Below are 16,996 nucleotides of genomic sequence, written 5' to 3' on the forward strand. Positions count from 1 at the left end.
ATAGGTACAACATTTTGCTTTTTTTCTACGATGGATTCGATTTGATTAGGAATGATATCATTTTCGGTCATAAATTATTTTAAAAGTTATATTAACGTAAAATCTCTTGTTTTTTCAATTGGTCTTGCTTGAAAAAATTCAAATCTCTCTTTAATTGATGATTTCCATAGCCCTTTAATTTATAGACTATTTTGCGACAACAATTTTTATATTTATGTCCACCGCATAGAGGGCATTCTTTATTTGGTTGATACTTTACACCGTACGTAGCTGTTTCGAGCAAGGCAATTATATTGTCGACATTATCTAAGCCATACTCTTCACGATAATACTGTACTATACCAGAAAAATGATGTTCATATTCACCATTTGCATAATCGCCTGTGGATTCCTTAAAATGGTAATTAGCGAAAAATGGATAGATGACTTCTCTGTAAAATTCTTGAAAATTTATTCCTCGTTTTTTTCTTCTTAAAAGTTTATGAGGTATATCCAAGCAGCACACACCATCTTTTGATATATGAAAATCCCAGTCTCGATTGATAATATTGGTTTTTTCGACAACTATGGGTATGGTGTATGGATATTCAGATTCATTTATTAAAATGAGTATTTCAAACTGACCCCAAAATTTATTCCTATTATCAACAATACTTAATATACCTTCAAGAGCTAGAAAGCCAGATTTTGGGCTATCAACATTTTCGTAAGAAAAGTATTTGTTTAGAAAGTTATCAATGTCGTGATTTAAGTTTTTTTTATTCATAGCTGAAGAACGGTTTGCTTTTTGACGCGATAGGGTATAAATCACGACTATTTCTATTTGGGTCTGGTAATGCGCTTATGGTTAATACCAAAACACCCTTATCGTTTTGAACAGCTAAGTTATTATCTACTAGGTAGCGTTCCCAATCAAAATTATATTGATGGTATTTTCTTCCATCTTCGTAGTCGTGAATTTCTTTGCTACGTTGTTCAAAATATTTATCTTTTCTAACTTGGGTGGTTATGTTATGACCTACAACTATTCCGCTGTTTGTAGCATTGCTTTGCATTTTAGGGGCAAGGCTTGTATGAAGACTACAGGTTGTAACTTCACCAGATGAACCAATACCAGAATAAAACCAATCTACTTGTTTTGAATGACCCAAATCTAGTCCAGCTCTTGTGTGAATATTTTGAATACCATTTTCTTCAAAAAAGTCTTTAAGATCGTTTTTAACGAAATAGGATATCATTGAAAAGGATTTTAAAGCATCTTCAACTGCTTTTAGTTTTTCAATATTTTTCCCACCAAAATAGACCATTAATCCATCGCCTTGAATACGGTGCACGTAACCACCACAGAGGTTAACTGCAAAGATTGAAGCTCGAATGATACTTTCAGTAATCAATCTTACCGTGCCTTTTGTGAAATTATTAAAAAGCTTTGTGCTTTTCTTTACATCTATGAATCCTGATATTATCCAATGTTCTTCAACTAAGTCCGTACCCTTTAGGTGTGCAAAATCAGGATGATTTCCTAACGGTCGATAATCCAAAGTATCAGGTACACCCATTCCTTTTGTAAATAATTTCATTTTAGAAGACAGCTCTCTACCAGGAAGCTCGTTTCTTAAGGATTTAAGAAACTCACGGTTACTTTCTAGCGCAGACTCACTAAGTCCAAGGATTCTGTTTAATTTTGTAGGGTCGTTTTCGACTGCCTTTTTAATTACATTTTTGTAGTTTTCAAATAAGTTCATTTTATGAGGTTATTTTAATTAATATGAAGGTTAAGGGTGCTAATAGCACAAATTGTATAATTAGTAGGCGACAAGCCCATTTAAGTTTGCTGAATTTTGATTTTAGGCCTTTTGAAAGGACATAAACCTGATTTCTTAAATCTTTTATATTGCCTTTTTTGGTTTGGTTTTTTGATTGCTCAAAAAATTCCTTAGGCTCTTTTTGTCCAATGCTAGCGAAATAATACAATGATTCAATATCAGACTTTGGCGAAAAGTAGGGCATACTTGCTAATGCCAGTAAAACAAGGCTAACAACACCAAGAGCTATAATAGCTGCTAAAAAAACCAGTAACCAACTTTCTTTGTCGATAAGTTTTTGTATCTGAGTTAAGAGTGTTATTGTACCACCGGTAATAAATGTATTGATGGCGATATATACCGCTGTTTTATTATTTATGCTATCGTAATAATGGTCTAGGCGACTGACCGTATATTCTAATCTTTCTTTTTCCATAGTGTTCAATTTATTAACTAGGCTGATTCCAAAGAGCCAGCCTATTTGATTACTTGATAGCCTTTGCAATAGCCGATATAGCTGCCACAAATGTTACCACAGTAAGAATTGTGGAAATAACTTTAGCGTTATCCCCATTTAAATGCAGACAAGTATCTTTTTCGCAAAGACTCAACTTGTCATTCTGAAATAAATAATTCATATTCAAAAAATTAAATTAGCCCAAATTCTCAGCAGTTGGGTTTCGCTGAAGTGCTACTTACTTTTATCGGTAACACCTTTAAATTTTCCACCGCTGGTCTTTACATCCATAAATCTTCCAGAATCGGAATCTCTTTTTACGTAAAGCCCAATTTTAGGGTTTTTGACCTGTGTTCTGCTTTTTACTGCACCGTGTCTGTGGTTATCACCAGTTATACCATTTGTTGCCATTTGTATTGTTTTATAGTTGCTTCACTTTTATATGCTTTTAATTTTATTTTTTTTACCATCGTTTGGTAAATTTTTACGATATTGAAGCATATACTTAATGAATGAGGGTAGCTACAACTTCAGAAATAATAGAAAAGCTTAACGCAATCGATATAAAGAGCCTCTTAAACAGGATGGAACTTTATACTCGTGATCGCTTTTATGACAAGACTGATAGAAACAAAAAAGGCTTTCAGTTCCAAGACTTTTGTCAACAAACATTAACTAAAGCCTGTGACGGTACACGCAAATGGAAACCAGATAATTGCTCTTTTGAAAAATTTATATTTTGGGCTTTACAGAGCGATTTAGATAGTTTTTTTAAACAATTAAAAAGAAAAGGCGATGATTCTGATGAAAAACCTCAATCAGAATACATAATCAATATTCCAAATTATTCCGATGAAGAACCTACTGAAGACTACAATTACGAAAAGATTGATGATGTAGTGAAATTACAGCAATGGATAAAACAGTTGGAAGACCAAGGGGCGGACATAGAGGAAATAGAAATGTTCGAGTGTTTGGCGAATGGAATTGACAAACCAAAAGATATAGCGGATTTACTCGATAAACCAATCGATGTGATTTATACAATATCTAGAAGATTAAGAAGAAAAAAAATCAAATTCAACGAGAAGTGGACAAGCTTAAAAAAACAGTAAAAGAAAGTCTTGAGAATTTTAACAAAGCAATTCCTGAGGATTTGGTTAGGAAGCAGCTTGAGATGGAAGGTGTCGATTTGAACGAACAATCTTTATCACAAGATAAATTTATCAAGCAATTGACATTTAGATTAAAGTCAAAGAGTACTGTATTAAAGAATGACAGTATGCTTGATAAAGCATCAAATTATTTTAAAGATGCTTTAACCAAAGGACTAGATAAGCCTATTGCGTATATGAACAATTTAATACAAACAAATCAATTACAAACACAATTCAGTAGATTGGAAAAAATGTCTGAAGAACAAATTAAAGACATTATTAAAGACCAAAACCTGATTGAAATAATAGAAATGCTTGAGAAAGAATCAAAAGGGCAGTAACAAGGCCAAAGAAATATTACAACAAATCGGATTTGATGAAGTCACAGAGCTTTCTATGAAAGATTTATTGGCTGGTTTTGATGTTATCTATATAGAGGAAGAATTAAATGGCTCAGATGGTGTCATCATTAGAGGTAAGTCAAAAACAATCATTAAGGTAGATACTAATATTTTTACTCTTCAGCGCAAACGGTTTGTTGCTGCGCACGAATTAGGACACTTCTTTCTTCACGATAAATTGGAATTTCATTTGGACGATGAGAAAACTCTAAGCTGGAATAGATTAGAAGAAGTTCACAAAAGAGGTATTCAAGAAATTGAAGCAAACGATTTTGCAGGCGAGCTTTTAATGCCCGAACAAGTTTTTAGAGACTTCGTTTCAAGAAAGCCATTTGGTCCAGATTTAATTAAAGAGTTAAGTGAGCGTTTCAATACCAGCTTAACTTCTGTGATATTTAGAATGTTAAGTTTGGAAATTGCACCTTTTTTCGTTGTCTTTATGGCCGACGGTGTTGTACGCTATTGGCGAAAAACGGAAGATTTTAAATGTTATACAAACGATATTACTAAAATTCCGCCACCAGAGTTTTCAGTTGCAAAAGAGTATATAGATTCAAATTATGAGTTTATCTATGAAGGCGCTGAGAAAACTCAATCCATTGAAAAGTCGACTTGGTTTAAATTAAATGACTGGGAAAAAGATATTGAGTTCAATGAATATTGCTTACCTACGAAAAAATACAAAACACTTATAAGTGTTATTTGGGAAGCGTAGATTTTAAGTTTTTAAAATCATTCAATCTAATATTTTTTCAAAAAATTAAGGGATATTGTCTGCAACAGAATCCCTAATTTATTTCTAAATACTGAAGACTATTTGGGAATTGATAATAGAGTTATCTAAAAGGGGAGTTTATTATCATGCAATATAACCGCAATTTAAATTCGTAAAATGCTTCTATCAAAAGACTACGGCATAAAGCTATCTCACCTTCAATCGCTTATTTATTCCGTTTTCTTTTGAGCTGAGATTTTAGCTTCCGTTTGGTTACTGCTCAGACATTGTTTAACTAAAATTTTAGCATTATGAAACAAGTATCATCTCAACATTGCCCTTTAAGAATCAGAAGAGCATTATCGAATAGGCAGTGAAAATTATACTACTGAAAGTGCAGAAAGTCACTTAGCCTACTACAGAGATAAGCATCCAGATAACTATCGAACACTATTAGAATATTATTCAAACCAAATCTAGTAATTATGGAAAATTTTAATTTAGTACAACTTGATTTTAGGTTTGAGTATGAACCTATATATGTACAAAAGAAAACACCGAAATCGAATAAGAAGCAAAGAAATGATTTCGTTTTCAACTTTAAGGATTGTCTTACAAGTCCTATTATTGTTTTTAAGTCTGCTTGGCAAGATATAATTCCAGAAGATATGCTTAAAAACATAAAACCGTCACGACTATTATATGCTGTGCAACAAGAAGAAATGGCATCGCTTACCGAGGCTTTGGTATATATAATGCCCAGAACTTATGAAGCACCAATGCCTACCGAATGGGTAAATATCTATACCTGGTTAGGTCTTCAATATGCCATTCGGTTCAAGAATAATGACCAACTGAACGAAATGACTGAAATCGCATCAAGCAAACTTTCAGAATATGAAATGGGACTTTTGAATAATTTAAGAAGATGGATTTATGATAAAAAAAGAAAGGCTTTATAAGATAGGTTGAAAAGTGCAGAAAAATCAGAGATGAAGATATTGTCTTATAATCAGAAAGTACTTTTTGAAGAGTAAGTTAGCTACTCACAATAGAAATTTAGACTTTTATAATATAAGATTTTCATAACCCACTCAGCACATTTCCCTACATTTCGCGAAAAGCCACATTCCGAGTAAAGAGCTTCACTACACAGGTCTTGGACACAACTTCAAAGCTTCCGATTTCCATTCCACTTGACCGTTCATTCCCGAGAAAAATCGGGAGGCAACCAAACTCCATTACAATCTCCAGCTTCGAAGTTAAGTCCGCTTAAAATTCTACTTCATGACAATAATTCGTTTTCATAAACCACTCACCACTCACCGCTCACGAATAACCGATTTAGTCCTGAGTAAAAAAAGTCATGTATCTAACAGTCTTGTCTCTTAAAGTCTAGAATATTAGGTCATTCAAAATTATTTAAAGTCTATTCCCTCACAACTTTCATATAAGATTGTTTTCCATTCGTATCTGTTAGGGATAAAATGTACAATCCAGGTTGTAGTTTAGATAAATTTACGTGCTTATGTTTTAAGTTACCAGATTGTAATACTTTCCCTTGCAAGTCATAAACTTTATAGGCAGTTAGTTCATCTTCATAGATGATATTGACAATGCCAGAGGTCGGGTTAGGGTGTATTTTTAGTTTTGTTTTGTTGAAATCTTCTGATGAGGCCGTTTCAGAGCAATTTCCAGTGCCGTATTGCGCGATAAAGAAATCACTATCCCCACCTAGTTTATTAAGTGTTTCAACAGAGTGATTACTAAAAAGGCTACCACCAAAATAGCCACCGCCAATAATATTGCCGTAGCTATCGAGAGCAATAGACATAAAAGCATCGTGGTAGCTWGAGGTTTGAGGCATGCTAATCACATTTTCAACATCACCAGTTGCGGCATCAAAATGKATGATGCTGGGGTCAGGGACAAGTCCCTGAAGTTCAGGACCAGGRACATYAACCCCACCCCAAGTATTACCTAAGATGCCTAAGCCTAAGTACACATCATCACCGTCAATAGCAATGCTTCGACCAGGGAAACGAGAATACTCAATGGCATTGGTACCCCAAATTAAGTTCCCATCACTATCAAGCTTAACAAGAAAAGGACCTTTAGGTTCTTCCATGGATGCAGTCATAAACTCAAAACCAGCAAAGCTATCAGGCGTAAACTCAAGATTAGAATCAAGCAGACCGTCGCCCGTATATTGACCTGTAAAATAAATATCACCATTGGAGTCAAGTTCTATATCTCCAATTGAATATGAATAAGGAAACTGATTTTCGTGATACCAAATCACATTGCCTTGCTCATTTAGGGCAGCTAAATAAAAAGCTTTTTCTGTCCCAGAAGCCACACCATAGCCATCAATACTGATTTCATCTGATGGATTACGTTTCGTATCCGCAATATAATAGCGATTTAAGTTGGCATCATAGACCATTTGATGATCATAAAAATTATAAGTTTGCATGTCAATGGTGAAAAAACGATCAAGGTTGCCATCAGCATCATAAACCACCATCGTTGACTGAATTTCACCATCGGCAACTATTAATTGGCCGTTTAAATGTGTGCCTTCAGTAAACCGAATTAAATGATGTGTTGTACCATCAGCTTCTACAGTTGATCGATCTATTAACCCACCAAATAAACCACTCAAAGCCCCTTCAGGTTCTCTTAACCATTGATAATTGCCGTCTTGATCATATTTAATAATAAACATGTTTTTAAGCATTTCGCCAGCTTGAGAGTTGGCAGGACCYTTAATGCTATCTGTATCAAAATGAGGAGGGGGGGGAGTATTTATACTATTTCTAACATGTCCGCTGMGATATATATTGTTATTGTTATCAATACCTATAGAACTGGCAGAATCGTCAATGCCCCCTCCAATCATTTTATCCCAACGTAAGTTGCCTTCACAATCTGTTGAAAACACATAAATATCTTTTTGATTACCATTAGCACTGTAAGCAGTCAGAGGCATCCCGTCATAATCTGTTTGACTAGAGCCTACTTCGGCTAAAAAGTAATAATTATTATCATTATCCACCACCACTTCCAAGATCCGTTCCATGCCATTGCCATAAATATCAATTCCAGTTGATAATGCTGTGATACCACCCCCGCGTTTGGCCCATTGCCAATCTGGTGTGTCTTCTTGAGCGTGTATGTTTAAACTAGAAAGCAAAACCAAGGCGATGCAATAAAGTTGTAATTGTAATTTCATGTTCATATAATTTTAGAATAAATGAATGAAAATAAGCACATTGTGATACAATGTGCTTATTTAAAAATTATTTTTTGATTAAAATCTTTTGTGCAATATTTTTGCCTTGATAGCTAAAAACTAGCACATATTGTCCCATCGATAAGTGTGTGAAATCAAAACGCTCCACACCTGTTGCCGTCTTCAAGTTACGTTCTGTTTGCAAATGGCCACTGATGTTATAAAGCTGTAGCCTTGCACCCTTAAATTCAGTTGCATCTAGCCCTTCAAAGCTGTAGGTAATCTCTGTAAAACTCGTCACAGGGTTTGGGGAGGCAACTATATTCACAGTCACCGGTGGTCCTGTAATACTTGGGTAATCAATATGTAATTCATCTTGACAAATAATACGGCCATGCGTTCTCATATCAATCTCAATAATATCTACACCTCCCATAAAGCCAGTATCTGGAATAAAAATCAATGGATTGGAATTATTAAAATCATAAGTGCTGTTAGCTGGTATGCTAATATAACTTGGGATATAAGTTCCGTTATCCGAATTTAAACTAAGGCTAACTGGGTAATTGTTAGGGTTAGGTACACTTCCAGTCACTTGATAATTCATATATGGATCGTCTGTAACAGTCTCAACACTATTGATGCTAGGTTCTAATCTGCAATATCTATCACATTCACGTCCGTAATTAATGATAAGTGGGTCAGCAGTAAATTCGCAAAGCTCATTGTATAAGTATAAATTAAGACTACCATTTATGTTTTCAATGATATAATCAGAAACTTGTCCACCTCCAGTTGCAATCTGACCATTTAAGTTCCATCCATATTTGTAAAACTCTGGGATTGGCCCTATAATATAAGGGTTGATTTTGTTTTTACTAGGGCAATATTCAAAACAACCGTCAGGAAAAATCCACATATATTCTTCAGGGGATTTAGGGATATTTACTGTAGCACTTGCTTCACATGCATATGCATTAGGTTGGAAGTTAACACGGAATGGCCCTCCATGGTCAACAATAATCTCATCACCTTGTTCGCCATTACTCCAAGTTAATAAACCTGAGTTTGAAGTAATACCTGTCGCAAAAACACGAATACGATAAGGTTCACAACTTAACAATTCATAGTCAACACCTATGCTTGTTGGAGAAAAGACTTTGGTCGTAAATATTTCACTGTCAATACATCCTGTATTAAGATCCCTATATTCGACTAAGTAACTATGGTTTCCGGGTTGAGATGGCGTATCAGTAAACATAACATCAGGACCAGTTGTCCATGGTTGAATCAGCGTATTGCCATTATTCTCAATCAAATAGACACGGTATTCGGCATTGTCTGGCGACAAATGGCCTGTCAAATTTAAACTCTCACCTACACAGGTATACTGCGTAATCTCAGCATTGAGGGATGGTGGTAAAGCTTCATTGATATAAATACCATCAGTTGCTTGATATGCGCAGCCATTGGCATCATATAACCAGACAGTATAAAGACCAGGCTGATCAACAGTGATGCTAGAAGAACTTACGCCTTGTATCTGAGTTCCTTCGAGAAACCAGGCATAGCTGATAGGTGTATCACTTTGTATGTTGGCCTCGTATGATAATTCTAAATAACTGCCTTGGCATAATGTGTTTGAAGCTGATGAGGATATAATTTTCCCACTAAATGTAGGCTCAAACACCTCTATTCCTGTAATAGTCTTGCTATCACTACAGCCATATTTAGATTCAACAATTAGGGTGACAATTCCATTATCATCCAAATTAAAGTTAGGTGTTATCTGTGTCAAAAGATTCGTTTTGCCTTGATACATCCAAGTATAGCTAAAGTTATCTTCATCTATATAATCAGGTGATAAAATCACAGACTCATCAGAACAATAAGCCATTGGATTAATGCTAAAACTTGCATCTGGCAGTTGTAAGTTAACATTCTTCGTTATTTCACAAGAAGGATAACCAGGCTGTTGTATGCTTAAAGTCAAGTCATAATTTCCAGGCGGTACAGCAGTAGCTAAAGCTTCATTAGCGTTACCACTGTTGGTGACAGGTGTGATGATGGCATTGGTCGCTGTATTGACAATTTCATAGGTGGGGTTAATGTTAGTAAAGTTCCCTAAGAATGGAGAATCATTATACATGCTAATGTCAAAAGCACTGCCTGTACACTCAATCTCAAAGTTTAGTTCTGCTTGGTAACCGACCTCAACTTCTACATGTCTTATATAAGAACAGTCATTATACTTTACTTCATATGCAAAGCTATAAATTCCAGGTTTACTTGCTGCGTATGTATGCAGAACATCGCTTGTACCGTCAATTAAAGAGGCATTATTATGAGTAAATTGGCTAAACTTTTTAAAAGTAACTTCGTCAGGAGTTCCTGTATAACTTCCATTAAGTTGAATTACACCACAACTGTCCCATTGAGCTGTCACATAAACAATCTCATTACCATTACATAATGGAGGTTGTGCACATTCTTGATAAATGTATTTAGATTTTGACTTAATGACACAATCATTTTGACCTGTCACTTCAACATAATATGAACCAAAACCTGCATTACTCATGCTTCCCAAGTTTAAAACAGGGCTATTTGCACCTGTAATAGGATTATTGTTATAATACCATTGAAAAGTTGATCCATTTTGGGTATTAGCTGTAAATATGGTATTGATCTCATTAACTTCACAAAAAGTATCCCCATTTTGTGATGAAATCTCAACAATTGGTGCGGGGAAAACTGTAATATTTCCAGTTACTATAGCAGTATTGCAACTCTCATTAATAATTTGGACTTCGTATCCTACAGAAATATTATTGTCAACATTATCAATTTCAACATTATAAAAAGTATATGAAGTTGGAGAGTTTTGAACACCTCCTGTAATGATCTGTTCTTGCCCTTGGCCATTATTGAAGCTTAATATCATATCAGTGTTAGGGTCATTAACAATCATAGGGATATTACTGGTGATATTGATATTAAAAGCTTCTTCTGCACAAATATCATTAGGCATTTGAGCTGTTATGATTGGAGATCCTGTTAAATTAAAATCAAAAGTATCAATAACTTCCATTTTTCCACAAACATTGGCTTCAACACTGATTGTCCCATTGTAAATTCCGTTGGTCACTTCATTAAATAATATAGTCGGATTAGCTGTGCCTTGTCCTGTAGATACAGCTCCTAGTTCCGCTGGGCTAATCGTCCATTTGTAGGTGTCAGTATCCGCATAAGCTATACTGAAATCAGATAAGCTACTGGTGCAAAACTCTTGAGGTTCACTTGAGTTGTGTGTCAGACTTACGATTTCGTCTGTAACTTCAAATTTTTGAATAGGCTTCACAACAGTATTTGAGACGCATTCGGTAAGGCCAGGATTAACTAATCGGACACTGACTTCATAATTTGTGTTGCTGTCATCAAAGACAACCGAGACTGTCTCGCCATTACTTGGGCCTTGAAAAACGCCATTATTAACCTGCCATTCGATATCAAAACCATTAGTATTACCTGTAAAGGTATAGGTATTAGATTCTCCTGGGCAAATTATGTCAGGTCCTGAAATTTCTATATGTTCAACAGATGGTATTTCATAAACTTCAACATAGCTTACATCACTACAAAAGCTAGGCGCTTCAGCTGTAATTTTATAACGTCCAGGTTCAGCAAATAAATAATCAAGAGAGCTACCAGCTCCTGTGTGAATTTGATTACCATTCTGGCTGATTGTCCAATTTGTATTGGCTGCCGTATTAATTGTTGAAAAACTAACTTGATCACCTTCACAAATGCTTGAAACATGGTTGTCAATTTCTAAATTCTCAAAAACATGAATTTTATATTCTGCTTGTCCGCCACAACCAAGTAAAGTATTGGTATAGTTAGCTCTAAGCGTATAAACACCTTCAGGCAGTCCTTGTGAATCCACAGCTATTTCATTGCGCTGATCGACTAATATGGTTGCATCAGGATATATTGTTCCAGAGCTATCAAAGAGATCCCATTCAAAATCTGTTGTTGGCCATTGAGGCATGCTATATCTGGATTGTTCACCTTTGCAGAGTTCCTTTTCACCTCCTTGAATTGTCCCTTTTGTTGTAACAACAGGCACTCGAACAGCCAAAATATTATTACATTTAATATCACAACTAATTTGATCAAAGTATAAATAACCAAAGCCATCCTCACCAACATTGTTCCATAAAACATCTACCCAATCTTCGCCTTGTTCTACTATTTCACCGCCTTCAACAAACCATTTGTAGTTTTCACACTTTATTTGATCAATACCTGCATAAGGATTAATGTCTAAAGTATAAGTTTCTGTAGCGCCTTCACAAGTAACTGTGGGACAACTGATTTCAAAAGAAGGTTCAGTAACCATAATTTGAGTTGTGTAAGTATCGCTGCATCCACACTCATCATAAACTGTTAAATCAACTCTATACTCTCCTGGCTGTTTGTAACTGTGAACTGGGTTTTCTTCACTTGAATAATTATTATCACCAAAACTCCAAACGCTATGTACAATTTGTGATCCGTCTGTAGTGTATGATAGATTGTCAAAATAAATATCTGTTTGGCTACAATAGAATCCAGATTGTCTGCCATTAGCAGTTTCAAAACTAGCTACAGGTTTAGGTTTGACATTGACACATAAGCTGTTATAAATAACTTCACCGTTGGTCATGGTTATTTTCACTGTAACTTCACCATTAGTCATGGCTGTAGGCCAATCTATTGACGCTTCTGTTTCATCACTTGATACTGAAGAGATAACACCTCCATCACTTTCCCAATCAATTCTAGCCACATCTTGTTGCTGTTCATTAAAAAGTAATTTAAAATTGATTGTACTATTTTCACATGCAATGATGCAATCACCATCGTCAAGATCTTCTAGAGGTTTTTCTTTACGATCCTCATCATCGTAAGTTAAGCATCCTACCTCAGAATCCCACTGAAGTGTAAAACCAGATTGAGCAAAAGTGCCTTGAGCAAAGCAAATACTCATCACAAACATTAGCAACATGCTAACATTTGAATATATTGTAATTTTGTTCATGATTATATTAATTTAATTAAAAATTTATTAAAATTAATAAAAAACAACAATTAAATAACCTAATTATGTTAATTATTTTAACGATATGTATTTAGATAATGCTTTTTAATTATTTTAAAATAGCTCTATCTAGCATTAAACCTAATGGTTGGGTGTTGTTAAAGAAAAGGATCAAAAATGAAATAGTGTATAATTGTAACCGGTAAGTTGTCTATTCAGTATTTCATTATTTTTTTAATTGTTGATAGCTCAGTTAAATCACTTTTAAAATATATTTTACCGATAGCCTTGAGAATAGCTACAATATCATTCAGCACATTTCCCTACATTTCGCGAAAAGCTTCATTCCGGTAAAAGCGCTTCATTAAAAAAAGTCTTGGGCACAATTTCAAAGCTTCCGATTTCCATTGCGCTGAACCTGCCAGAAAATGTCAGAATCGCTTCATTTCAATCTACACCTTTAAAGTTAAGTCCGCTTAACATCCTGCTAAACGAGAGTAATCTGTTTCCATAACCCACTCAGCATATTTCCCTTCATTCCGCGAAAAGCTTCATTCTGGTAAAAGCGCTTCATTAAAAAAAGTCTTGGACACAACTCCAAAGCTTCCGATTTCCATTCCACTTGAACGCTCATTCCCAAGAAAAATCGGTAAACGGCCAAACTCCTTTACAATCTCCTGCTTCGAAGTTAAGTCCGCTTAAAATTCTACTTCATGACAATAATTTGTTTTCATAACCCACTCAGCACATTGCCACTTCATTTCGCTAAAAGCTGCATTTAGGGAAAAGAGCTTCGCTACAAAAATCTTGAACATAGCCTATTTTGAATCCTTCATTTCGCTTGCCCGATCCGTTGCACTGGCTCGGGACGCTGCATTAGGTCACAAAAGAAGCTACGTTCGCTTTTCATCGGAAAGTCATCACTTCGGTTTTCTTAACAGAATTTTCGGCAAGGTCTTCTTGAGCCCTTCCTCAAAAATACTTAAAAACCGAACCGCTGCCTTGCACATTTTAAGGGGTTTATAATGGAGAGAGCTTTACTGTTTTTCGGGACAACGAAAAACAAGCATGCCATAACCAATTCTACATTAAATCCAGTCACTCATTTCGCTTGACTTCCCGTACGCTCAAACTTAACTGGCTTTAAAAGAATTGCTAATGCCCTTATGGAACTTGTCAAGACTATACAAGTTTTAGTGAAAAATAAGGTTTCTACTTCCTTGAAATCCCTTTAAAAAACGGATTTACTTCGTAGCAGACACTCCTGATTTTACGCTAAAAGTCTTGACAAAACCCACTCTATCCATTGTGCGATGCACAGAAGAAAAGAACAAACACTCCTTAAAATTTAATCTGTTTTAGATCAAGAGGGGGAAATATAAACCAGTCTGTAACAAAACAGACATTAAAATCTTTTATTATGAGTGCTTTAAAAAATCACGTACAGTTAATTGGAAACGTTGGACAAGAGCCAACAATTACGAACCTTGAAAGCGGTAAAAAAGTAGCCCGTTTTTCTCTCGCAACGAATGAGTATTACAAGGACAAAGAAGGAAACAAGCAAACTGACACAAACTGGCATACCATAGTTGCTTGGGGTAAGACTGCTGACATTGTGGAGAAGTATGTCGTAAAAGGTAAAGAAGTTGGCGTATCGGGGAAATTAAAATCTCGAAGTTATACGACAGATGCTAATGAACAACGCTATGTTACCGAAGTTGTAGCCGATGAAATCCTATTGCTTAGAAGCAAAGATGACAAGTAAATTTTAAGATGAAAGAGGGCGTAACTGTCAAAAATTCGTCCTCTTTTTATTAATCGCATTAAAAAAAACAATGAAATCGAAGATTTACGATTTCTATTAAAACAATAAGTTATGAGTAAAATTCAAGTTAACGAAATTAAAAAACGGTTGCAGTATTTTACAGGAACAGAAATGTTCTATCAAATTCCGCTGCTTAAAACACGATTTACCGATGGACTAAAATACCTCTCAGAGGTAGCCGAATGTTTCTGGCTCATCACCGACACGTCCGTGACTGCAAAAAGCCTGATGAATCGCAGTGAATTTATTACGATAGATTTTAAAAAGCTGTCTGAAGATAAACAAAAATTAACAGGTTATGCAGCTGAAATTATTTATACGGATGGCAATGATAATATTTTGGAAAAACACGGCTACCGAGCTACTGATTTTCCACTTGAGCAATTGCGGTTGTTTTTTGTCAATGATACGCTGATGTTACCAAGCGAATATTAAGCTTTAGAAGTTGCGATATATCTTAACTTTGTTATTAAAATGACACCTCTAAATATTAGGGGTGTTTTTACATAGCACATTAATCTTGTATCAAAAAAAAAGTGTATCTTTACTTTGCTGATATTCAGTTATATGAATTTGCATAGCTATCTATTTTGACTTTCGCTGATAGCTATATCTATCTATTTTTACATATCGGAATTTAAATGATTCCGTATAAGGCAATCAGCTTTTCAGCTTGATTGTATGAAATTTTTTGTCCGCTGTGCGGACGAAAATGGAATAGCAAGAGGATAACACGCTTTGCGATGTTAGGTTTTCCATTTTCGACTTAATTGTTTGGTTTATAGTGACTTAAGATTTAATAAGTTTTTGAAATTTCTACAATTTGCGTCAAATAGCTTTGGATTGTCTGTAAACAGGGATGGATTTACGTCAAAACTTAAAAAAGCGAAAGAAAATGGACTCATTCATCACTATCCGATTTAAACGAAAAACTGCTAAACGGTTTCAAGATTTTTCTAAAACACACTTCAAGACGCATACTGAAGCGATGGAAAATATTCTTGATTTTTTCTTCTATAATGAGATTTCTCCAAAAGAAAAATTAGGACCAACAGGACGAACTATCGAAGCCAAGCTGCTCAAAAGAATCAACGCGGTGATTGCTATCATGCGCGATGTTGAAAAGACACAAACCAAACCTACAATGGCAATGATTCAATCATTATTTGAAGCAGAAGAATTGCCACAAAAACCACTCATTTTAGAGAAAAAAGTGAATCAGGAAAAGGAAAAAGTACGTTTTAAAGAGAAGTGAAATTTAAAGAATGAACTCTAAAGTTTTAATGATGTACATCACAATCACAGCCCAAAAATTAAATGGAAATTACAGCCAAAGTTCAACCGATTTTGTGGGTTATTTAGAAAAAGAGAATGAAGGATTGAAGCATGCTGAAATGGAACACTTTTTTAATCAATATAACGATGAAATTTCTGCTGAAGAAGTCGTCAAAGAAATTGATGGAAACACAGCAAAATTGAAAAAGAAAGAACCTAAATTTTATTCGATCACTGTCAGTCCTTCTAAATATGAGTTGCAGAAATTGAGGAGTAGTAGTCAAGAATTAAAAACTTACACTCGTGAACTGATGAAAGATTATGTTGCCAGCTTTAATCGGGAAATAAACGGACGACCAATCACGATAAATGATATAAAATACTATGCTAAAATTGAGCATCAAAGAACTTTTAAAGGAACGGATTTTCAGATAAAAGAAAATCAACCTTATGCTACAAAAATACTTCAGCTTAAAACTAATATCCGAAATATTCAGGAAGGACGAGCTGAAGGAAATATAAGGAGTTTGAAAAAAGAAATTGCTAAGATGGAACGTCAAGCACCGCACCAGCAGAATGGAAAACGAATTATTCAAGGGATGCAGAAAGGTGGAAGTCAAAGCCACATCCATATCATTGTGAGCAGAAAGGATGCTTCAAATTCGGTCAGCCTTTCTCCAGGAAGTAAACATAAAGTTTCGGAGGTTGAGATGCACGGCAAAAGAGTAAAGCGTGGCTTTAATCGAGATAAATTTTTTGAAAGTGCTGAAAAAACTTTTGATAAAATATTTGGGTACAAGCGCAATTACGTTGAAACTTATAAAGCTAAGAAGACTTTTATTAAGAATCCGAATCTCTATTTTTCTGCTTTGATGAAGCTACCTGCAAACGAAAAGGCTTTGGCTTTTAAAATGATAAGTAAATCAGGCTTACCGATAGTTCCGAACATTCCAGTAAGTCAGGCACAAATTGCACTTCGTGTTTTTAAAAGATTGAAACGTGGAGTAGAAGTGGCCATAAAATCAAGTTCAATCGGAATCTAA

General features: G+C 35.0%; 14 protein-coding genes. 8 read left to right on the top strand and 6 right to left on the bottom strand.

The window, feature by feature from the left end; translation table 11 throughout:
* Positions 1–91: 91 nt before the first annotated feature.
* The 4 genes from CAP47_RS09905 to CAP47_RS12385 form a co-directional block, all read right to left on the bottom strand.
* The gene (locus CAP47_RS09905; RefSeq protein WP_100776455.1) at positions 92–766 is read right to left on the bottom strand and encodes a hypothetical protein; all 675 of its coding nucleotides are present in this window, start codon (positions 764–766) and stop codon (positions 92–94) included.
* Complete coding sequence (locus CAP47_RS09910; protein ID WP_100776456.1) at positions 759–1,745, bottom strand: adenylate/guanylate cyclase domain-containing protein; 987 nt, start codon at positions 1,743–1,745, stop codon at positions 759–761. The genes CAP47_RS09905 and CAP47_RS09910 overlap by 8 nt, the downstream gene beginning before the upstream one ends.
* A gap of 1 nt (position 1,746) precedes the next feature.
* Complete coding sequence (locus tag CAP47_RS09915; protein WP_100776457.1) at positions 1,747–2,241, bottom strand: Pycsar system effector family protein; 495 nt, start codon at positions 2,239–2,241, stop codon at positions 1,747–1,749.
* A 255-nt stretch (positions 2,242–2,496) separates the two neighbouring features.
* Positions 2,497–2,673: a hypothetical protein gene (locus tag CAP47_RS12385; protein ID WP_192869980.1), complete on the bottom strand. Its 177-nt coding sequence runs from the start codon at positions 2,671–2,673 to the stop codon at positions 2,497–2,499.
* A gap of 101 nt (positions 2,674–2,774) precedes the next feature.
* Here CAP47_RS12385 and CAP47_RS09920 point away from each other — a divergent pair, with 101 nt between their 5' ends.
* The 4 genes from CAP47_RS09920 to CAP47_RS09935 all read left to right on the top strand — a co-directional run bounded on the left by CAP47_RS09920 (position 2,775) and on the right by CAP47_RS09935 (position 5,497).
* Positions 2,775–3,377, top strand: a complete 603-nt coding sequence (locus CAP47_RS09920) for a hypothetical protein (protein ID WP_100776458.1) — start codon at positions 2,775–2,777, stop codon at positions 3,375–3,377.
* Positions 3,353–3,760: a hypothetical protein gene (locus CAP47_RS09925; protein ID WP_100776459.1), complete on the top strand. Its 408-nt coding sequence runs from the start codon at positions 3,353–3,355 to the stop codon at positions 3,758–3,760. Before CAP47_RS09920 ends, CAP47_RS09925 begins: the two co-directional genes overlap by 25 nt.
* The gene (locus tag CAP47_RS09930) at positions 3,735–4,535 is read left to right on the top strand and encodes an ImmA/IrrE family metallo-endopeptidase (protein WP_100776460.1); all 801 of its coding nucleotides are present in this window, start codon (positions 3,735–3,737) and stop codon (positions 4,533–4,535) included. The genes CAP47_RS09925 and CAP47_RS09930 overlap by 26 nt, the downstream gene beginning before the upstream one ends.
* Before the next feature lie 485 nt (positions 4,536–5,020).
* Positions 5,021–5,497, top strand: a complete 477-nt coding sequence (locus CAP47_RS09935) for a hypothetical protein (RefSeq protein WP_100776461.1) — start codon at positions 5,021–5,023, stop codon at positions 5,495–5,497.
* A 467-nt stretch (positions 5,498–5,964) separates the two neighbouring features.
* Here CAP47_RS09935 and CAP47_RS09940 read toward each other — a convergent pair whose 3' ends face one another.
* On the bottom strand, positions 5,965–7,770 hold the full coding sequence (locus tag CAP47_RS09940) for a T9SS type A sorting domain-containing protein (protein WP_192869981.1): 1,806 nt from the start codon (positions 7,768–7,770) through the stop codon (positions 5,965–5,967).
* 67 nt (positions 7,771–7,837) lie between these two features.
* Positions 7,838–12,853 (bottom strand): PKD domain-containing protein, encoded by a 5,016-nt coding sequence (locus CAP47_RS09945; protein WP_100776463.1) that lies wholly within the window; start codon positions 12,851–12,853, stop codon positions 7,838–7,840.
* Positions 12,854–14,273: 1,420 nt separating this feature from the next.
* Between CAP47_RS09945 and CAP47_RS09950 the strand changes: the two genes are divergently transcribed.
* The 4 genes from CAP47_RS09950 to mobB all read left to right on the top strand — a co-directional run bounded on the left by CAP47_RS09950 (position 14,274) and on the right by mobB (position 16,996).
* Entirely contained in the window at positions 14,274–14,618 is a 345-nt protein-coding gene (locus CAP47_RS09950; RefSeq protein WP_100776464.1) for a single-stranded DNA-binding protein, read from the top strand.
* 111 nt (positions 14,619–14,729) lie between these two features.
* Complete coding sequence (locus tag CAP47_RS09955; protein WP_100776465.1) at positions 14,730–15,113, top strand: DUF6876 family protein; 384 nt, start codon at positions 14,730–14,732, stop codon at positions 15,111–15,113.
* Positions 15,114–15,573: 460 nt separating this feature from the next.
* Positions 15,574–15,933, top strand: coding sequence for a BfmA/BtgA family mobilization protein (locus tag CAP47_RS09960; protein ID WP_100776548.1), 360 nt, complete (start codon positions 15,574–15,576; stop codon positions 15,931–15,933).
* 31 nt (positions 15,934–15,964) lie between these two features.
* On the top strand, positions 15,965–16,996 hold the full coding sequence (gene mobB, locus CAP47_RS09965) for a MobB family relaxase (protein ID WP_100776549.1): 1,032 nt from the start codon (positions 15,965–15,967) through the stop codon (positions 16,994–16,996).

It is taken from the genome of Psychroflexus sp. S27, assembly GCF_002810405.1.
Lineage (GTDB): Bacteria > Bacteroidota > Bacteroidia > Flavobacteriales > Flavobacteriaceae > Psychroflexus > Psychroflexus halocasei_A.